Origin of the sequence: Coleofasciculus sp. C1-SOL-03 (genome assembly GCF_040220555.1) — a bacterium.
Taxonomy (GTDB): Bacteria; Cyanobacteriota; Cyanobacteriia; order Cyanobacteriales; family Coleofasciculaceae; genus Coleofasciculus.
The window spans coordinates 1-20,647 of record NZ_JAVJUO010000250.1 but is presented as its reverse complement, the minus strand read 5'-3'; the positions used below and the strand labels follow the sequence as shown (position 1 = coordinate 20,647).

General features: G+C 47.3%; 17 protein-coding genes. 8 read left to right on the top strand and 9 right to left on the bottom strand.

The window, feature by feature from the left end; all coding sequences use genetic code 11:
* Positions 1-16 precede the first annotated feature (16 nt).
* Positions 17-928 carry an RRXRR domain-containing protein gene (locus tag RIE73_RS37430; protein WP_446405997.1) on the top strand — a complete coding sequence of 304 codons (912 nt, stop codon included), beginning with the start codon at positions 17-19 and terminating at the stop codon, positions 926-928.
* Between the two features lie 251 nt (positions 929-1,179).
* Here RIE73_RS37430 and RIE73_RS37425 read toward each other — a convergent pair whose 3' ends face one another.
* Positions 1,180-2,088 carry a cation diffusion facilitator family transporter gene (locus RIE73_RS37425; protein ID WP_446405998.1) on the bottom strand — a complete coding sequence of 303 codons (909 nt, stop codon included), beginning with the start codon at positions 2,086-2,088 and terminating at the stop codon, positions 1,180-1,182.
* 231 nt (positions 2,089-2,319) lie between these two features.
* On the opposite strand from RIE73_RS37425, the gene RIE73_RS37420 reads away from it, so the two are divergent.
* On the top strand, positions 2,320-2,670 hold the full coding sequence (locus RIE73_RS37420; RefSeq protein ID WP_446405996.1) for a hypothetical protein: 351 nt from the start codon (positions 2,320-2,322) through the stop codon (positions 2,668-2,670).
* A 111-nt stretch (positions 2,671-2,781) separates the two neighbouring features.
* On the top strand, positions 2,782-3,174 hold the full coding sequence (locus RIE73_RS37415) for a hypothetical protein (RefSeq protein ID WP_446405995.1): 393 nt from the start codon (positions 2,782-2,784) through the stop codon (positions 3,172-3,174).
* A 372-nt stretch (positions 3,175-3,546) separates the two neighbouring features.
* Here RIE73_RS37415 and RIE73_RS37410 read toward each other — a convergent pair whose 3' ends face one another.
* The 4 genes from RIE73_RS37410 to RIE73_RS37395 form a co-directional block, all read right to left on the bottom strand.
* Positions 3,547-5,193: a glycoside hydrolase family 3 N-terminal domain-containing protein gene (locus RIE73_RS37410; RefSeq protein ID WP_446405994.1), complete on the bottom strand. Its 1,647-nt coding sequence runs from the start codon at positions 5,191-5,193 to the stop codon at positions 3,547-3,549.
* A 235-nt stretch (positions 5,194-5,428) separates the two neighbouring features.
* Positions 5,429-5,833 carry a 30S ribosome-binding factor RbfA gene (gene rbfA / locus RIE73_RS37405; RefSeq protein WP_446405993.1) on the bottom strand — a complete coding sequence of 135 codons (405 nt, stop codon included), beginning with the start codon at positions 5,831-5,833 and terminating at the stop codon, positions 5,429-5,431.
* Positions 5,834-6,023: 190 nt separating this feature from the next.
* Complete coding sequence (locus RIE73_RS37400; RefSeq protein ID WP_446405992.1) at positions 6,024-6,227, bottom strand: DUF751 domain-containing protein; 204 nt, start codon at positions 6,225-6,227, stop codon at positions 6,024-6,026.
* 154 nt (positions 6,228-6,381) lie between these two features.
* On the bottom strand, positions 6,382-7,617 hold the full coding sequence (locus RIE73_RS37395; RefSeq protein WP_446405991.1) for a family 10 glycosylhydrolase: 1,236 nt from the start codon (positions 7,615-7,617) through the stop codon (positions 6,382-6,384).
* A gap of 289 nt (positions 7,618-7,906) precedes the next feature.
* On the opposite strand from RIE73_RS37395, the gene RIE73_RS37390 reads away from it, so the two are divergent.
* A complete protein-coding gene (locus tag RIE73_RS37390) occupies positions 7,907-8,479 on the top strand; it encodes a DUF924 family protein (RefSeq protein ID WP_446405990.1) in 573 nt (190 codons plus the stop codon).
* 142 nt (positions 8,480-8,621) lie between these two features.
* Here RIE73_RS37390 and RIE73_RS37385 read toward each other — a convergent pair whose 3' ends face one another.
* The 4 genes from RIE73_RS37385 to RIE73_RS37370 all read right to left on the bottom strand — a co-directional run bounded on the left by RIE73_RS37385 (position 8,622) and on the right by RIE73_RS37370 (position 17,466).
* Positions 8,622-13,166, bottom strand: coding sequence for a CHAT domain-containing protein (locus tag RIE73_RS37385; RefSeq protein WP_446405989.1), 4,545 nt, complete (start codon positions 13,164-13,166; stop codon positions 8,622-8,624).
* Positions 13,167-13,246: 80 nt separating this feature from the next.
* Entirely contained in the window at positions 13,247-13,474 is a 228-nt protein-coding gene (locus RIE73_RS37380; RefSeq protein ID WP_446405988.1) for a hypothetical protein, read from the bottom strand.
* 132 nt (positions 13,475-13,606) lie between these two features.
* Complete coding sequence (gene iscB, locus RIE73_RS37375; protein ID WP_446405987.1) at positions 13,607-14,893, bottom strand: RNA-guided endonuclease IscB; 1,287 nt, start codon at positions 14,891-14,893, stop codon at positions 13,607-13,609.
* Between the two features lie 1,031 nt (positions 14,894-15,924).
* Entirely contained in the window at positions 15,925-17,466 is a 1,542-nt protein-coding gene (locus RIE73_RS37370; RefSeq protein WP_446405986.1) for a DUF1565 domain-containing protein, read from the bottom strand.
* Between the two features lie 187 nt (positions 17,467-17,653).
* Between RIE73_RS37370 and RIE73_RS37365 the strand changes: the two genes are divergently transcribed.
* The 4 genes from RIE73_RS37365 to RIE73_RS37350 all read left to right on the top strand — a co-directional run bounded on the left by RIE73_RS37365 (position 17,654) and on the right by RIE73_RS37350 (position 20,337).
* Complete coding sequence (locus tag RIE73_RS37365; protein WP_446405985.1) at positions 17,654-18,745, top strand: thiamine phosphate synthase; 1,092 nt, start codon at positions 17,654-17,656, stop codon at positions 18,743-18,745.
* Entirely contained in the window at positions 18,732-18,953 is a 222-nt protein-coding gene (gene thiS, locus RIE73_RS37360; protein WP_446405984.1) for a sulfur carrier protein ThiS, read from the top strand. The genes RIE73_RS37365 and thiS overlap by 14 nt, the downstream gene beginning before the upstream one ends.
* Positions 18,943-19,149, top strand: coding sequence for a hypothetical protein (locus RIE73_RS37355; protein ID WP_446405983.1), 207 nt, complete (start codon positions 18,943-18,945; stop codon positions 19,147-19,149). Before thiS ends, RIE73_RS37355 begins: the two co-directional genes overlap by 11 nt.
* A 243-nt stretch (positions 19,150-19,392) precedes the next feature.
* On the top strand, positions 19,393-20,337 hold the full coding sequence (locus RIE73_RS37350) for a DUF1517 domain-containing protein (protein ID WP_446405982.1): 945 nt from the start codon (positions 19,393-19,395) through the stop codon (positions 20,335-20,337).
* Positions 20,338-20,647 lie beyond the last annotated feature (310 nt).

Here is a 20,647-nt window from a genome sequence, read left to right as displayed (position 1 = left end):
CTGGAGTTAATTCGCAATGAAAGGTATGCATGACTTGCACTGTATTTCTGAGGAGCCGTATGACTGGGAAACCGTCATGTACGGTTCTGAAGCCGAGTCAGATGGGCGACCATCGGGCTTAGGTCAACATCGCAAACAGTGTAAACTTCCCCCATCCATTAAAGCCTCACGGCAGTTGGAATTGAGGATAGTCAAAGAGTTGGCAGAGATCTTCCCGGTGACAGCGATTGGGTATGAACGGGTCAGGGCTGACATAGACCAGACCAAGCGCAAACACGCCAAGTCAGGGAAGGGCTTCTCTCCGGTGATGACGGGTCAAAATTGGGCAATATCCCAGATGGAAAAAATTGCCCCCGTCTACGTTCGGCACGGTTGGCAAAAGGATGGGAACGGTACCTCCTTGCCTCCAACCCAGCTAGGGTTAGAGAAGGATAAGGTTAATAAGTCTATAGCCAAACCGGAAACTCACGCGGTTGATGGGGTGACGCTGGCTTGCGGGTATTTCATCAAGTATGTCCCGTTCACTGGCTCGTACAGACGCCCCGGCGGGGCGTCTCTACACGGTTATACCCGCCATCGTAACGTTACCGTGACCCCTTCCCCGTTTAAAATCATCACTCGCCCCGGTGCGGTAAAGCGGGGGAAAGAGTATGGATTTTTCCGTCGCCAATTGCACTTTGAAGTCCCAGATAAGTTGGGGGTCAGGAAGCGTAAGGGTGGAACGATTACCCCAATGGAAGTGAGAATTGGGGATCTAGTCAAAGCCGAAAAAGCCGGGAAAGTCTATGTCGGCTATGTCAGTGGGTTTACCGATACCCAAAAGACCAAAAATATTTCTGTTTGTGACTACAGATGGAAACGTATTGGGCAATTTGCCCCCAGCAAAGTCTCCTTAATCAGAAGGAATAACGGTTTATGTGTAGCCTAAAAAAAGTTGGACGCTATCCCTCCTCGCCCTACGAGAGTTGAGGACGAGGATTCCCGCGAATATGTTGAACGATCAATTTAGTAAGGCTTAACGAACTGTGCTAGAGACGTTCCGGCGGAACGTCTCTTCTGGTTAAGAAGAGTAAACATTGGGATTAACAATTCCTTATCTTTTGTGGAAAACTAAGGGGTTTCTGTGGAAAAGTGGCACGATCTGTGGAAAAGTCAGGCTTTTTCCAGGGGAACTTCAGGTTAAAAGGTAATCCGATCCGACTCGTAAGCTGGAGGTTCGACATGAATCAACACGCGCACTGGATTAAAGCGTTCTTCTAATCGATCCTCCACCGCCTCGGTAATTTGGTGGGCGGTTTCCACGTCTTTAGCGTCAACAATCAGATGCATTTCAATGAAGGCTTGACGCCCCAAGACGCCGCGAGAGGCGATATCGTGGCAGTTGATCACTCCAGGAACTTGCATCACAATAGCTTGAATGGTTTCGGGTGCGATCGCGACTTGATCGACTAACCAGGGTAAGTTATCCGTTAATACTTCCCAGCCACTACGAAAGACTAACAGGGCGACAGGAAAAGCGAGAATCACATCCAACCACTGGAGTTGGGGCAGATTCCACACTCGTCCTTGCCAAATCCCAATCAATCCTGCCAAAACCGTAATTGTTACCCAGACATCACTCATCGTATGTTGAGCATCCGCCACCAAAATCGCACTTCCCACCCGCTTCCCCACATTTCTTTCATAGAAGGTGACGAAAATATTCACGCCTAAGACAATCAGCAGTAACCACAACTCTGGCGCTGCGATCGTGATTGGTGTCAAACCGTTGACAATCCGTTCAATGGTGCCTTTGAGAATTTCAAAACAAGCAATGCCTAAAAACGCCGCAATCCCCAAAGCACCCACAGCTTCAAACTTCTGATGACCATAGGGATGTTCGCGATCGGGATGAGGAGAGGAGAAGCGATTCGCCACTAAACCCAAAACATTATTGGCACTATCGGTGACACTGTGCAACGCATCAGCTTGTAAACTTAAAGACCCGGTTAAAATGCCGACAATGGCTTTCAATGCCATCACGAATACATTTAACAGCAGGGTAATCAGCAATACCTTGCGAACTTCAGCACGTTTGTCGGCTGGCATGATCGTTGCCCCTTGATCACAACTTTCCTCTACTCTTAGTTTAGTCGGATAAATGACTGAAACCCTTGCCATTTAATACTTTTAATTCTCCAAGCTTCCTAAATTTTTGCCGGCTTCTTGCAAGTTTTTCTAGACATTTTGTGCCAAGACGCCTAATTGTTTGGTAGATTTTCGGAGGGACGTAGTTACCATCTTCTATCAGTAAGCACTCACGATTAAGATTTATTGCTCATGGTTCCAACTCAACTCACGCTCAATCTGCCTCAAGGGTCTGTATCGTTCAAATTTACCCCGGAAGCTGCCCAAAATTTAAAAAAGGCACTCGCCCAACTGGTGCAAACCTTAAAAGCTACGGCTCAAGCCCCAGGGAGTACCAGCAAGCCCAGTCCGCAAAAACCGATGGAGTATCAATATACTGGGGATGTTTTCTTGGAAATTTTCTGCAATCCCAATATTTACCCCAGTCCCTTTGCGGCTAAAGTTCTCGTTACGCTGCGGGATGAACGCATCCGTGTGAGTACGGAAGCGGAACTGACGCGGCTGATTGAGGATGTCAATCAGTATCTCGAACAAGTTGGCTGATGAGTGACCAACATCAAGAGGATGACCTAGATCTCAGGCTCCTCGTCCTTGCCTTTCGGCTGGATAGTGTAAAGTATTGTAAAATAAGCAACAGGTCAACTTTATTGACGCATGAATTCTAACAATATCCAAGACGCTTTACAAACTGGCTTTCGTGTATCCTTGGGGGCGACCACTTCCCTCATCGAAAGTCTCCAAGATGAGCAAAAGCGGGAAGAAAACCTGTCCCTGCTCAACTTAGACTTCAACCAACAGGTTGTTGAGTTGTCGAAAAAAGGCGAAAAAACCGAGCAAGAGGCTCAACGCTTGATTGGACAGATGTTCAGCCATAGGAACCAACCGACAGACTCAACTACACCATCAACACCTAGCGATAGCGGTTCAACACCACCAACGGGAACCACGTCTAGAAGTACCCAACAAGAACTTGAAGAACTGACGGTGCAAATTGCTCTGATCCGTACTGAGTTGGAGCAGATGCGTAATCCTGACTCGAATCAATAATAAGTGGTCGGACAAAAATTTACCGGACTTGATATTAGGGGATCAGTTTTCAGACGTTGGTAAGGGCGCACGTCTGTGCGCCCCTACTATTTCCGGTTATCCAAATTTTAATAGGTAATTACATTGGTGCTTTGTTAAGCGGTTTCCTTCTATAAACGAATTTGGCTAGCCTGAAAAGGTATCTCGTTCCGTATAGGAAGTTACAAATTTATTCAAGTTATGAATAAAAATTACCAAAGATAAAAATTATATCCCCGTCGGCTAGCTACCGATTACAGGCTGAAACCCTAGTCAGGCGGTTAATTTAGGGAATTGACACTCATCCCGTTTCTGAGAAAGGGATCGGGATCGCGGCAACCTAATTAATAAAACTTAAATAAATTCTGTTAAGCCATAATTAGATTCAATCTGATCAAATAATACCTCAAGTGCGATCGCCTGCGCCTCTGGCATCTGTCCGTAGGAGTAAACATAAGGCGTTTGGGCTCTGAGGTGGGGTCGGAACTGTTCTAAGGTGTAGGGGCTACCGTAAATTACCAATGCCTCTAAGATTTGATTTTTTAATAATTGCTGTAGCCAATTCATCGCCACGGTGGTTAAAGACGCCGTATTCCGGAATGGATTACCGCGAATAAAAAGCTGTAGCAGGGTGGGCATCAGCCGATCATTCTCCTCCCTGGATATCCCTGGCGTATGGCGATCCACCCATTGCAGTTGGTAGCCAAACTGTTGAGGTAGGATAACGGCTGGAGCATTTCGCCCCAAAACATCACAGGTGAGACTATCATCCACAATAATTAAGTTACGTCCCTGAGAACTATTGGCAAGGGGTGTTGAGCGCAGGGGGAGGGAACCGCCAACCTGTTGAGAATCGCCGAGGATCTGAGTAACCGTCTGCATTGCCGTCGGTTGAGCGAGATGATTCAGAAATGATAACGGTTGAGAGGGATCACTCTGGCGTACTGGTACTTCTGCACCTGCATTAATCTTCGCCTTCGCCTGCCAAATTCGTTCCACAGATGCCAGAATGCGATCGCGTGAAATTCGTCCCACTGTTACCGCCTCACAGATGGCTTGAATCGTGGTTTCTGGGTTAACGGGCATCAGTAAAATATCCGCCCCCGCTTCCACCGCTTTTACCGGGGCTTCCGTTGCGCCATAACGATTGGCGATCGCACCCATAATTAAAGCATCGGTGACAATCAACCCTTCAAACCCTAACTCTTGGCGTAGCAGTTGAGTTAAAACCGTTTGGGATAACGTCGCTGGAAATTGCTCATCCAAGCTAGGAATCAACAGATGAGCCGTCATCACCGCATCCACACCCGCCGCCATCGCCGCTTGAAACGGGGGAAACTCGATCTCGGCTAGTCGCGATCGCGAATGAGATAATATCGGTAAATTTAAATGAGAATCGATCGCCGTATCCCCATGACCCGGAAAATGTTTCGCCGTGGTTAACACCGGATAGTCTTGGGTTCCCCGGATAAACTGACCAGCCAATTGACTCACGGTTTCTGGTGTGTCAGCAAACGCCCGCACATTAATCACTGGGTTTTGCGGATTATTATTCACATCGACGACAGGGGCGAGAATCCAGTTAATCCCAATCGCTAAGGCTTCTTGAGCCGTAATTGCCCCCTTTTGTCGAGCATAGTGTTGGGCTTTATCCAGATTCTCACAGGCAATCGCCCCGATTGCCATTGGTGGCGGAAACCACGTCGCCCCCGCAAACCGTTGACCGACTCCTTCTTCAATATCGGCGGCAATCAATAAGGGGATTGGCGCATACTCTTGTAATTGTTGCGATCGCAGTACCAATTCTCCAGCACTCCCACCCAGTAAAATTACCCCACCCACGCCCCAATCTTGTATCCAATGCTGCAATTTAGCGGCTGGAGGTTCCCACGCCGGATACTGAATTTGATGGTCAAACAGATAGCCAGACGCCCGCACCACAACCATCTGCGCCACCTGTTGCGCCAAGGATAGAGATTGAATATCGGGTAAGGGATTCATAGAAAAGGCAGAAGGCAGAAGGCAGAAGGCAGAGGGCAGAAGGCAGAGGGCAGAAGGCAGAGGGCAGAAGGCAGAAGGCAGAAGGCAGAAGGCAGAAGGCAGAAGGAAAAGATAACAGTTTAGACAGACATGATATAGTAGCTAACTTGGCAGGTTAGGACATTTTTTACTGTTCCATTTTCCCTGTTCCCTCTTGGAATCAACTAATGCCCTAACGCCTCCCTGTCGTCCTATATCACTCATTTTCTTCTGCCTCAGAAACCTGATCATCAAGTCCCTTACGGCGACGTTCTTGGGAGAGTTGGTTCAACAGTGCTAACATGCGATCGCCTCGTTCTAAGCCTCGGTCTTCAATAAAGACGACTTCTGGGGTACGACGCAAGCGCACCCGCCGACCTAATTCGCGGCGGACAAAACCCGTAGCTGATTGTAAACCTGCCATCGTTTCCGATTTTGCCTCTTCGGTGCCATAGATTGAGACATAAATTTTGGCGTGTTGCAAGTCACCCGAAACATCGACATCGGTAACACTGACCATTCCAGCACCAACACGGTCATCTTTAATATCGTGTAATAACATTTGACTGACTTCCTGCTGAATCAGCGAGGAAACCCTAGACACACGGCGATTTGTAGCCATAACGCCCCCTTGACTAAGTGGTCATTCGTCATTGGTCATTGGTCATTTGTTAGGGAACAGGGAACAGGGAACAGGGAACAGGGAACAAGTAAGCGTTTTGAGTTAACTTCCCCATCTCCCCCATCTCCCTCATCTCCCTCATCTCCCTCATCTTCCCCAGCTCCCCCAGCTCCCCCAGCTCCCTAATCCCCTAAACTGGATTCAGCCCTAGCATGGCACGCAGGGTGAACACTAAGAACAGAAACGTCCCCACGACCAAACCCACGAGTGCGATCGCACTCACCGGATTGCTCAGGACTGGCTTAAAGCGTTCAAATAGGGCAAAGAAGATGCCCAAGGATATACTAATCAGGTAACGGGGATATCGGCTAATGTTTTGCACAAAGTCTTTCATCTCCTACCTCTAATTGATTTTCCCTTTTAACTGTATCTTGGAGTTCTCAGACATACCATGGCATGTCTGGAACATGGTTGCTGTTCGCACAGAGGCAGAAACATCTGCCATTATGCACTATATCTTATTTCTCTGATTCTCTAGCTTGAGGCGGTTATTGATTTATAGACGTAAAGTTTTTGATAGAAGCCGCCGCCTCTTCAGGTTTCCCCGATGAGGGAAACACTAAAATGCTCTTGATTTTGCTGTTATTCACCAGTTCTTTTAAACGATACAACTGCTGATCAGAAATAGCCACTCCTGCATAATTTTCCGCATAGTCTAGCTCTTGCTTAAAGTTGTCATCATTATAGGTTTGAATAAAAGCGCGATCAATGTTCCAGTTTTTCCAATCTGCCGCAAAATAGCGTTTACTCCAATAAGGATTATGATGGCAAAGGTCAAAACTCACGGCTGGGTTAGCTTGCTTCATGTCAGCGATCATTTGCTGAACAAAATTCGTTAAATGGATCGTGCGATCGACTTTTCCGGGTAAGTCAGCATGATATCCTAGGTAATCATCCCACTGCACAGCATCAATCGTCGGATACTTTTGCACAAACTCAACTAATATCTGTTTAAAAAAAGTCGCCACCTCTGGCAGTTCTACATCCAGTAAGTAGTGATCAATCCCTTCGTAGGTTTTATCGACTCCAGGCACAATCCATCGTTGAGCGATCGCCCGGTCAAAAATCGGGCTATTTTTATCGATTTTAATTCCCTTCTCAAAATAGGCATGAACTTCCATTCCCTGCTTGTGCGCTTCATCAATCAACCACTCTAACCATTGGTCTTGAAATTCATTAGGACAACTGTTGTATCCGAAGGTTTTCTGCATCACCTGACTGGGATACATGGTGCAACCATTGCCCCAAACTCCATGAATAATGGTATTGATTCCTTGATCGCGATAATAACGGACTCGTTCACGAATCATTTTTTCGGTAGCATTATTCGTGGCTTGATAGCGACTTAAATAAATTCCTCGGATTTCCTTTTTCTGCCAGGGTGTTTGAGGAGATGGGGATGGTTTGGGGGTGGTGGGTAATGATGAAGCTTGGGGATTAGGTGTGGGTGTCTCAGTCGGACTGGGTTCTACGGGAGAAGTAGCAACCGATGCGCTTGGACTAGGCGTAGGAGTCAAATTAGTTGGGGTTGGGGGTTGAGGATTCGATGGAGTCGGTTGTTGCTGACTTGGTTGATTATTCGGCAAAAATTGGCTGATATTGAGATGAGCAAGTAGAGTGTCTCGCTGCATAAATCCCCAATAACCAGCACCGAACAAAACAAGGATTAATGAAATTGGAATAGAAGCACATCCACATCCCTTCTTTTCTTTTTTCGCTGGCATGACAACAAAGCGTAATGGTTTAATGATGACACAGCTTGGAGAAAGAGATTCTGGTTGCAGTTGCTTTAGGGGCTGAGAAGCAACCTGGCTAGAAACCCAGATCCACTTACTCCTAGCTTAACCCATTGCTTCATTTGCTCATTCTCGGTTGCGATCGCGTTCTTCACCCGATTGGGATCATGTCAGGGAACGTTGAGGAGAGGACGAGCCCACCCAATTGAGTACAAAGCAATTAGTTAATTGATGCAAGGGGGTTGTCCCTACAGTAATGACAAAGGACAAATGACGAATGACAAAGGACAAAATTTTAGCATTTTGGTTTGGAGAACCAGATGATCCCGAGTATGGGAAACCGCGTCAGGCTTGGTTTACCAAAAATGCAGCCTTTGACGAAGAAGTGCGATCGCGCTTTTTGGACGAGTATCAACAAGCGGCGACAGGTCAACTCAACCACTGGCAGGAATCGCCTTATAGCTGTCTGGCGCTGATTCTACTGCTGGATCAATTTCCCCGCAATATGTTTCGCGGTCAACCCCAAGCGTTTGCCACTGACTCTCACGCCTTAGCCCTTGCCCAACATGCGGTGTCACAGGGTTTTGACCAACAATTGCTCCCGGTGCAGCGTTGGTTTATTTATATGCCGTTTGAACATAGTGAGAACTTAGCACACCAGCGTCGGTGTGTTGAGTTATTTTCCACACTGAAAAATGATCCAGACAGCGCCAGTACCATTGATTACGCCTATCGCCATCTCCAGGTAATTGAACGCTTTGGGCGCTTCCCCCATCGTAACCCGATTCTGGGTCGAGAAAGTACACCGGAAGAAGTGGCGTTTCTTAAACAACCCGGTTCCTCATTTTGATTGGCAGAAGGCAGAAGGTATGGTATTAATATTATGTCCGGCAAATCACCCATAATAAAAACTGCTCTCCATCACCCCCTCACCCGTAAGGACGACCTGTTTGCACCATCTTCATCAGGGGGTTTTTCATAAACCCGGTACCCTACCAGGGACTTCCCACCAAAGTAAACGCACTCCAATAATAAGGATGGGTAAGTTCCTTATCCGGTAATTCCGCTAACTGGGGAGGTAAAGGAAAGATACCATTTGGCGTCACAATTTGACCCTTTTCTAATCGAACTTCTCCCTGAATCATCGCTAGTTGTGCCTGTCGCAAGGCTTCAGCTTTAATTGGGGCTTGTTTTAACTGTTCATAGAACCCCGTCATTAACCCTAATGTCCCCTCATCATTCACATACCAGAGACTCCCCAACGCCGATTTAACCCCAGCTTGTACCGCCAACCCTGTAAAGCCTAACTCCGCCTCTTCATCCCCTAACGCCGTGCGACAGGCGCTTAATACCATCAATTCAACCGGGGGATTATTTAATCCTAATTCTCGAATTTGATCCAGGGGTAGCTTTTGATGCCAAAACTGGATAAAGGAGTTTTCCGGCTTACCGGGTTTAAACTCCCCATGCGTGGCTAAATGCACAATTCCAAAGGGTTGATTCGCCCGTGCTTGTTTGAGAATATCGGGAGTAAACGTAGAATTCAGGAAGGATTGACCCTGCCATAGTTTATCTGCGATCGCGTCTAATTCTACAGGAACTGACGGTAATGGATTTTGATCGGGAAATTCCGACGCCCCCATTGCCAACACTTGCAGGTTCCTCACATCCATATAGCGGGTATCCGTGAGAGAAAGAGTAGGCATAAAGCCAACACTATACCGTTCGATAATAAAGCCATTGCCATCATGTAGCACCGCCATAGGTAAGGAACGCAATCCCTGATCCATAATAAATGTCAGATTGTTAATCTCTCGCTGTTCTAACTCCGCTTCTAAGGGAGAAATTAACCACTGATACAATTGCTGTGCGGCGGGAAGATAAGGGCGAGGAATGCGAATATCCGTCACCGCACGGCGTAATTCCCGACTCACACGAAGCACCTTCTCCCGTGTTGCACCCGCTACCGGATAACGAATCGTTTCTCCATCCGCCGTAACCAAAATCAATTCCAACTGATCACTCCCTTGAGGCGGTTGATTTGCCAAAGCTATCGCCTCCAACCCTCTACCCCCCTCTGCTACCTGGAGCGCCAACCGCTGCGTCCCTCTGCGTTTTACGAAAAAGCCCGACTTCTCCCCATTCGCTGAACCTTGATCCAAAATCTCAGTTGGTATAAACACCGCATAAATTAAAGCTGGTTTAGCCCCCGTCGCTTGTTCAATGCGGTTTAACGTAGCCCTGGCTCGAGTCAGAGTTGTTAGAGCAGTCTCTTCTAAATTCAGATAACTTTCAAACCTGAGGGTAAACCGTTCTTCAATGGGAGCAATTTCATCAATTTCTAGTGGTGGGATACCTTGTTCAACTGGAGATGGGGTAGATTCTTGTTCCTCTTCGTCTTGAACTTGGGTAATATCAACCGGATTAATCGGTGGCTCAGTAAAATTCGGCGTTGTGTCGATAGGAGTCGTTGGCGGTTCAATCGGCGTGATCGGTTCATCAACACTGATAATCTGAATATTACCTTCGACATGGGTAAACAGAAACGATTCAGAGGGAGAAATCGTCATATCGCCACTGGTAATCGCTCCCACTGTACCATTAACACTGGCATCACCTACCTTAAAAGGAGTCTCTCCATTTCCACCATGGCGAATAATAATCTCTCCTCCTCCTAGATTACCCGCCGTAGAAATACTCGATGCTATACCATTAGTATCGGTAAAACTGCCCGTCGCACGGAAAAATTGACCCGTCGTAATATCAACAGTTCCACCTTTGCCACTATTACCCCCTTGAGCATTAATTAAGGTAACTTGGATATCGTTAATCGGGTCAAGAGTAACATTACCCCCATCGCTACTATTGCCACGGGTATTAATTTCACCTGTAGTTATCGCCGTTAAAGCACGGATAGCAATATCTCCACCGCTAACCCCGGAACTATTGAGGTTATTCGTCGTAATCGCCCCATCACTACTGTCCAAGGTAATCATTCCCCCTGAAGCATTCCCACCAGAACTCGAATCAATATCTCCGGTGGTAATGTTACCCAAAGCCGTGAGTTCAATTGCTCCGCCATTACCTGTTTCAGTGCTGCTATCGAGGACTCCAGCACGAGTATCAATGGTGTCACGGGTACTGGTGAGAGTAATCGCCCGACCTGGATTGATAATATCGCCCGTTGTAATATCTTGGTTTGCTTGTAAGGTTAGGGTAGCGTCATCGGCTCCAGTTATTGTACCATCTGTGGTATTGATAGAACCCGAACCAACAGGCGATCGCCAGATAACCGGATCACTAAACGAGACATCACCTGCAAGTGTGATTAAACCACTACTGTCGGTTCCTCCGATCGCAATTTCACTAAACCCATTTTGCAGCAAACTCAGTTCTGTCGCCGTCACGTCTAAAATACTGGGATTCCCACTATCCGTACCCCCGATTTGAATCGATTGCGTCGGGGTCAAGGGTTGAATGGTTAAATTGCCTGTCCCAGAAATAGTCCCAGCCAGATTAATTTCATCTCCGGTAAGAATTAAACTACCAGCCGCACCGTTAATATTGCCACTGAAGCTATCATTCGTGTTAAACACAAAGGTGTCATCTAAGTTCCCACCGATGAGGTTTGAGAACTCATTAAAGGTTAGAGTGCTATTAACTGTACCGCTGTTACTCCCCGTAATCGTCCAATTATTAGCCGTATCCATTCCCACTAGGGTACTGTTAGCATTACCCGTCACCTGTTCAATATTTTCAATTGCTGCCAAATTCAGCGTAACTGGGCTGGAGTTCAATGAATAATCAAGTTTATTAGTGCCTAGTCCACCGTCAATTGTCCCACTGATCGTCCCGTTGTTACTGAAAACGAACGTATCATCAGCCGTTCCCCCGATTAGATTCTCAATTGAGGAAAACGTTAAATTATTGGCAAAGTTGGATAGGCTACCTGTATCTATCGTGTTGATGTTCCAAATTGTTGCTTCTTGATTTGGACTAACTAACGTTGAACCTCCGATAATTTCCACTGGATCGGGAAAGGAAGCTGTACCGCCATCAATAACCGTGTTGAAAAGAGTAATCGTACCCGTACCATCAGCACGACCAATTTTGATTGTCGTAAAACCATCTTGCAATGCGGTGATATCTGTATCTTGCAAATCCAGGGTGCTTGTACCAGAGTCAGTTGTATCGCCAATTTGAATAGATTGAGCAACTGTCGCTGGCTGAAACCATAGAATGCCGTTACTGGAAATAGTGGCTGCTTCAGTAAAATCAATTTCGTTACTAGTTAAGCTGATATTTCCTGTATCCGGTAAACCCGTTGAATCAATACTACCTGTGGTAATCCCATTGGCAGCGCTGAGGTTAACGACTCCCCCATTACCCAGAACACCATCCGGAGAACTAGAATTGTCAAGATCCCCTGTGGTAATGCTTCCAGTCGTAGCGGTCAGGTTAATTGCGCCTCCTGCTCCAGCATTAGAAGCAGGGGCGCTGGAATCGATATCACTTATATCAATGTTGCCCGTTGCAGTAAGCGTGATTGGTCCACCATCCTGAACAGAGGTGGAGTTGAGAGAGCCTGTTACCGATATATCGCTGTTGCTGGTGAGATTAATTGTCCCACCAACACCACTAGCGACAGTACTCACGTCAATATTACCTGTTACCGTAATATCGCTATCTGCTTCCAGGTTGATATTAGCTGCCATATCATTGCTAGTAGCGGATATGCCACCTGTGGCAATCTTGCCAGCGCTGGTTATGGAAATGATACCCGCTTCGGAAGATCCACTAGAAGAATCTACATCACCTGTCGTAATATTTCCACCCGCATTCAGGGTAATGCTGCCACTATCAAATGGTTCTGATGATGTTCTGAGTAATCCTGTATTGATCGCCCCCCCACTTGTAATATTGATCACTCCACTATCTGTCGTGATATTAAAGCCATTACTGTTGAAATTACCACCACTATTTACAATGAAATCACCGCCACCAAGATTGGTTAAGTTAATGTCAAAATTAACGTCAATATTATTGCCCGCTGTCAACTCCACATTACCATCGTCAATATCCCCACCCCCTAGAGAAAAGGCAGAGTTAAGTTCAATATTACCGCCGGCTGAAAAATTGAGATTTATCTCTCCCGGTATGATCAGAGTAATGGGTGCATTGACAAATATATCATCAGCCGCTGATAGCGTTAGAGTCGCATTAGTCGATAAACTGGTACTGCTGATCTCGATGGCATCAACAACGGTAATATCTCCTTCCTGATCACCTGTATTTCCGGTCGTAATCGTGATATTGGTATTAGCGGCTAGAGCATTTCCAATATCCTCACTGCTGACTATGGCGTCATCTGCCGTGGGAGTAAAAATCCCCTCATCTAAGGAACCGCCTGTGGTCGCCGTGTTTTGGATTCTGACATTACGCGGATCAAGTAACCAGACTCCTGAGTGACCCTGAGTCGCACTAGCATCGACAAAACCACCGACTACATCCAAGCTACTTTTGCCTGAGGTCTCCACAAAGCCACCGTCACCTACTTGTTTCCCACCACGAACTGATATAGACCCATAAAAGCGAGTTGTCTCATCCGCCCAAACAATTACCCGACCGCCATCTCCTTGACTTCGCGCACTAGCATTAATCGTAGAATCGCTACTGATAAAGGTACGTTGGGCATTAGGTATCTTCCTGTCCCATCTGAGGCGGGAGTAATCGGTTCCGCTAGGGCGGGAGAATCAATAATGAGTGGGTTAATAATGCCAAGCATCCCTTGGGTGATCGAAAGAATGGCAAACAGCCAAGACCAGCGCAACCGAGCAGATTTCATCGCATTACCTCGTGGAGACCCCCGCTATAAACGAGGCGGATTAGGACAAGCGAAGCGAGTGCCGCCAATGTTTTAGCGGCGGGAGGAAACGAGGGATATTTTACGGGGTTCAATACCCCTAAAATATCCAAATCACTGTACATAGGAGTAACCGTCCTTTTTGTGAATATGTGTGCAGTATTTGTGACTGATTCCTTGAACCAGTCCATTAGATGTCGAAATATTGAAACTACCAGTGGCACGAGTGGCTACTCGACCAACATAAGTTCCAATCTTTTTCCCAGAAGTCACAACTGCCTTAACAATGTCGCCTGTTTGAAAGCCTTTGTGAAATTTGGTTCTAGAACAATAACGACTAGGAAACCCAAACTTGTCAGTACGGCATTGCTGACGGGTTCCGTGACCCTTAGCAGCAATCAGCAGAGGTTTAACTCCTGAGGTAATTAACCGTTCTTTCGTTGATGCTCCAACGCAAGCCGCGTCCCAATAGTGAGTCTTCTCCAACCCTCGAATGGTGCGGTTATATTTAGTACGACCCCCTGTACCAACCTCAACAGGTAAACCCGTTGCCTTGAGGTTTTCGTACAGTTTCCATCGGGTTGTGTTGACTGCTGCTGTGTCAGCTAAAGGTCTTTTGGCTTGTGCCATAATTCGTTTAAGCAAGTCGGGTTTACCCTTGAGGAAATCTTTGATATCTCGATTCCCTTTTCTCTGATTGCAGTGAGTACAGGCTAAACACAGATTACTGACTCGATTTGAACCTCCTTTTGAGCGAGGATTTATATGCTCAATCTCAACAGGCGTGTCTTTTGCACCGCAATATGCACAGGTTCTATTCCATTTCTCAAGCAAGAATTCGCGTATCTCGTAGCCCGCCAATGTCCCTTGTTGATAGCCAACTCCGCTAATGTCAGCATCCTCCATCTGCTGAGTGTCAAATCTGACCAATTCTTGAGAGATGGCGGCAACTTGACATAGTGACGACAGACGCTTAACCCAAGTCAGGATATTAGCGACTCGACTATTAACAGAGGGAGGCAACCATCCTTTTGGACGAGTACGATTGAGAAAACGTGGCTTACGATAACGAGTTTTGCGGTTTCGTCGTGAGCGTCTTAGTTGACGACGTGACGTTAAAGCATCTCGAATTTGAAAACCTCGATGCTGTAATTCTGCTACCCAGATGACTTCGCCATTATTATCGTTAACAAGTGCTAGTCCGGTAGTTTTCGCGCCTGGGTCGATTTTGACTCGAAGCGGTTCGATTTGGGGATTTGATACCTCCTTTTTTAGAATTATGGTGAAAGGGTAGCGCCGAAATACAGCAGCCTTACCCTGAGATAGCAGCATCCTTGCCCTGCCTGGATAGATAGGATTAAGAGGCTGTTTGTTGGTATCTAAAACAAAAACTTTACTCATAAAAGAGTCTCCTTGCGGGTAATGTTAGCCTCGACAATGTTTTGAAAGTTTGTCACGTTAACGACACTGGCTTCGACCCGATATGCCTGTTTAATCGTTAACCACAGAGCTACAGACTGGCGCGAGTATCCGCAGGTGTGATGGCTTTCAAAACGTAGTACACCATCTACTTAGTCTGGTAAACTCGCTTGCTTCTCTTAAAAGCCCCCGCCAGAGTCGGTACTCCGACTTGGCGGCGGGTAGTTTACGGCAGTATTCCCTGAAGCTGATGGAATTAATTTTAACTTCAAGGCGTGATTGATTCAGCTGTAGGCAATAAAACTATAGAAAATAATACGATAATTTAGATAGCTTCAAATTTGGGAGTTCAACGGAGTTCGTAGTTCGTAGTAAGGGCTTTAGCCCTATAACTCTGACAACAAGAGCCGCTGCCTGCTGTGGTTGTCTAATCTTATCTATATTTATCTGGAGAGGCGATCGCACCACAACTCCACCGCGCTGTCTTCACTGTCAGCCCAGCTCCGTCCTGATCAAGCCCTGCGAGATAACGAAACCTTTTAAGATTGACGTTTCCGTTTTAATATTCTAAACATAATCGGATTTCGGGCAGGCAAAAAACGCCCTGGGCAAATCCTGATTTGACGGGGGTTTGGGGGTGTAGTATGATGTTATCTCAATACTGTATTGGGTATTTTTTGTAGCTAATTTTAAACAACCATCGCTTAAACCCCTTGAATATGCGTTATTTGATTTTCCCTAGCCTCGGGAAAGAGCAAACAATACAAGCATGTTTCATTACTTAATTTTCTGGACTCGAAAGTCGGTAAATTTGACAAAAAAGCCGTTTTATGTAGGCAAGTCCTTGCTCATCGATATAAGTAGTCGGACAAAAGAAAAGGACACGCTCCGGAGCCAGTGCAAGGAAACAGCCCTCAAACCCTTACTGTTTTCTGTTTTCTGTTCCCTGTTCCCTGTTCCCTGTTCCCTGTTCCCTAATCTCAACCGTTAACTTTAATTGTGTCCACACCTACTTAGTCCTCAAGGGTTTCGATAGTAACGGTTAATCCTTGCTCTTTCAGCCAATCCAGAATCTGTTGGGCATTCTCGCGACGATTAAATAATCCCACTTGCATCATTAACTGCCCATTGTAAGAAGTACGAAATGCGCCTGGAATCAGCGATCGCACTAAGGTTTGCTGATCATCAGTTTGGGTGGCGACTAATACCCGATAGCGCCCTTCTGGTGAGGTGTCTGGGGGCGGTTCTTGGGGAATATTACTACTGAGGACAGGAACAGAATCCCGGCTGGGGTGCTCTTGTGGATTAACTGTAACCTCTCCCATCTCGGTGTCAGGTGCAGAGGCGGCTGGTGTGGAATTATCCGGTATCGCTGTCTCAGTTGGCGAGGGTACCGAAATATCGATGATCTGGGGAATGGTTGCGGCTGGTGTCTCTGGGTTGGTTGGGTTCTGTTGAGACTGGAGACTGGCGGGAACCGGAAAAGACGCGGCGGAAATGGGGGAGGTTGAGGAAGATTCGCCTGTCTGATTTCCGGCTGCGGGTTGAGTCTCAGTTGATTCTGGGGGATTCGCCACCGATAGGGAGATAGTTGTCCAGTCTGACGGAAACGTGGTGGGAAGTGTTTCTAACTCAGAGATAGTCGTCTGGGGTTCAATGATGGGGGAAACGCTTTCAGGAGTTGGCGAAGGATTCGCGGTAGTTTCAACGGGTTCAGATACTGACTCGGTTTCGGGAATACTCGTAGTCGTGAGAGATTCAGCCGAGGTTGAGGGACTGTTTTGATCTGCGAAACGCCGCGGCGTTTCGCCATCGCCACTCAACTCCAAGGTAGTGTTTTCCCGGTCAATAAACACATTTTCCCGCACATCTGCTTGTAATGTCCCCGCCACCAGAATACCGTCGCCACCATTGTTATAAAAGTAATTGCTGCGAATCGTGGGGGCACTATTGCCTTTCACCACAATTCCGGCGCTGGTATTTTCCGTAAATGTATTATCCACGACTACTGGCGAACTGGATTCAATCCATAACCCATAGCCTTGAGGATTGGGATTAGTAATCGTCACACCCGTTACCGTGGCGGGATTGGCTGCCAGAATGGTAATATTCTGCTGAGATACGGTGGGACTTTCAAACATGTCCCCCCCTTGAATGATAATATTCTCCCCTCTGGTGCGGGGATTTCCTTGCAACGTGACGCCATCGGGCAAAATTAAAGGAAAGGTTTCACCCGTTTGGGAACTATAGACTCCCGGCGTTAATCGAATCACCGTATTCGGTTGCGCGACTTGTAAGGCTTTGGCAATAGTTTTGAACGGGGAATCCATATTACCATTACCATTAATATCATCCCCAGTTATGGGGTTGACCAACAACACTTGGGTGTCTTGCTGATTTTGGACAACAAGGTGCTGAGGATTCGGTGTTAACTGTGCTACAGCTTCCAGAGGAGTCAGGGTGATGCAGCTAAGAGAAACCACAGCGATCGCCCCTATCCTACACCGGATGAGACGTCGGTGGTGGAACCATTGAATTGGGTAGGGCTTAACCATCTGCTGGGGTGTGAATCTCAACAAACATGCTTTGAATTTACTGTACTCAGTTGCACTAGAATAGCTAATTAACAATGGTTCTACAATATCTAAATAATTCCCGATAGTTTATGAGTTACTCAAAACTCGGTCAACGATTAACAGCCACTACCCTGTTAGGATAAAAAATCATGTGGAGCAGTTGGCGATGAGTGGGTACAACGGTTGGATAGGGCAAGAACCAGCAGTTTGCCGGATTTTAGATGCGAATTTAGACCGAGCCAGAGAAGGCTTCCGGATTATCGAGGAGTGGTGTCGCTTTGGTCTAAATAGCGTGCAGATGGCGAGTGAATGCAAACAGATGCGCCAAGAACTTGCCCGTTGGCATAGTCGAGAGATTCGCGCCGAACGGGATACGCCTGGTGATTTAGGGACGGCACTTTCTCATCCCCAGGAAGAACACCGTGCCACGATCCAACAAGTTTTGCAAGCTAATCTGTGTCGGGTTCAGGAAGCCTTACGGGTACTTGAGGAATATGGTAAGCTGTATAGTCCCAGTATGGGAGCCGCTTGTAAGCAAATGCGCTATCGGGTCTATACCCTGGAGAGTCAGTTGCTCATCTACCACCGCTATCAACGGCTGAAGCGATCGCAGCTTTATTTAGTCACCTCTCCCTCAGACCAACTCTTACCCACGGTAGAAGCAGCACTCCAAGGCGGACTGACATTAGTCCAATATCGAGACAAAAATGCTGACGATTTAGTCAGACTCGCTCAAGCCCAGAAACTGCGCCAGATGTGCCACCATTATGGGGCATTATTGATTATGAACGATCGCGTGGATTTAGCGTTAGCGATTGATGCCGATGGCGTTCATTTAGGACAGCAGGATATGCCCATTGCTGTCGCCCGCAAACTCCTGGGACCCCATCGAATTATTGGTCGCTCTACCACAAATCCGGAGGAAATGCAACAGGCAATCAGCGAAGGAGCCGATTATATTGGCGTTGGACCCGTTTATGAAACTCCCACCAAAGTCGGCAAAACAGCGGCGGGGTTAGACTATGTGCAGTATGCAGCGCAACAAGCCTCGATTCCCTGGTTTGCAATTGGTGGCATTGATCCGAATAATATTCATGAGGTCTTAGGGGCGGGAGCGAAACGAGTCGCGATCGTGCGGGCAATCATGCAGGCTGAACAACCGACATTGGTGACTCAGTATTTTCTCTCTCAACTCACCAAAGAACAACATCTGCGTCGTATTGAAGCGGGTACTCCTCAATCTCATGTCCAACAATAGTAATCAAATTACTCTGCAAGTGAATGGTGAATCCCGTACCTGTGCGGCTGACACCAAATTGCCTCAGCTTTTGGAGGAGCTTGACCTAAATCCGCGCTTAGTGGCGGTTGAGTACAATGGCGAGATTCTTCACCGCCAGTTTTGGTCAGAGACTCAGATGAAGGATGGGGATCAGTTGGAAGTGGTTACGATTGTTGGTGGTGGGTAGGGGAGATGGGGGAGATGGGGAAGCTGGGGGAGCTGGGGAAGCTGGGGGAGCTGGGGGAGATGAGGAAGCTGGGGAAGCTGGGGAAGCTGGGGAAGCTGGGGGAGATGAGGAAGTTAACTCAAAACTCTACCTTACCTACTTAACTATTGCCTATTGCCTATTGCCTATTGCCTATTCCCCGTTCCCTGTTCCCTGACGAATGACGAATGACAAATGACAAATGACTAATGACGAATGACAAATTACGAATCGGTAATCTCGACTCTTAGGATGTTTTAGCGAATCAAAGAGAGCGATACAGTGGAAGAGTAGTCAGTAATCCCACCCAGCTTGAGGTGAGTCGTCTGCCTGGGTTCAGAGTGATGAGGGTAACGATACTGTGCATGGCGCATGTCAGCCGTGGGACACTCACCCAAGTTGGGATAGTCCTAATTAACTTATGCGTAACCATCCTTTTGCCAAGATCAAACCCTTTTTAAAGTCTCTGCTTGTTGTTGGTCTCATTTTTACCTTAGTCCTGGGAAATGCCAGTGACGCTTTAGCCGCTCGTAGTGGCGGGAGAATTGGTGGCGGTTCCTTCCGCGCCCCCAGTCGTACCTATTCTCGCCCTGGTGGGGGGTATCGCGCTCCCGGTGGCGGTTATGGATATGGTGGGAGAGGAATTGGCTTTCCGTTTCTGTTACCCTTCTTCGGCTTCGGTGGCGTGGGGAGTCTGTTCGGAATTCTGATCTTCTTTGCGATCGCGAATTTTTTGGTGCAGTCTTTCCGACGTCTGGGTGAAGGAGGTGGAAATGATGTCCCGAACACGATCAATCCCAAGGTGTCCGTGGGACGCTTGCAAGTGGGTTTACTTGCCAGTGCGCGTGAGCTTCAGTATGAACTGGATGAGTTAGCTCAACAAGCGAATACTGATTCCCCGCAAGGACGAGCGCAAGTGCTGCAAGAGTCTACTTTAGCCTTACTCCGCCATCCCGAATACTGGGTCTATGGTGCAGCGCAATCCCAGCAGATTGCTTTAGACGCCGCTGAAGCCCGATTTAATCAGCTCTCTCTTGCCGAACGTAGTAAATTTGCCGCAGAAACCCTATCAAATTATCAGGGTCAACTGCGCCAAGGTAAAGCGGCTGAAGGGGATGGAGCCTTGGTTGAATCTCAAGATCCGGGTGAATACATTATTGTCACCCTTTTAGTCGGTGTGCAAGGGAAACTGGAATTACCCAAGATCAATAGTTCCGATGACTTGCGTCAAGCCTTGCGTCAGATGGGTGGAGTGTCAAGCGATCGCTTATTGGCAATTGAAGTCCTCTGGACACCCCAAGCCGAAGGCGATACGTTAACCTCAGATGATGTATTAGCCGAATATCCTGATCTGAAACTGGTTTAACTCACCCGCGATCGCACGCCAAAGATGTCGGGGCGGGTTTAGGGGAAGATGTCGGGGCGGGTTCAGGGGAAGATGTAGGGGCGGGTTTAGGGATTTAATTACTCAACCCACCTCATACTCAAAAACGAAACCCGCCCTCCTCTCAACCGCTAAATTACTCAACCCACCTCATACTCAACAACGAAACCCGCCCTCCTCTCAACCGCTAAATTACTCAACCCACCTCATACTCAAAAACGAAACCCGCCCTCCTCTCAACCGCTAAATTACTCAACCCACCTCATACTCAACAACGAAACCCGCCCTCCTC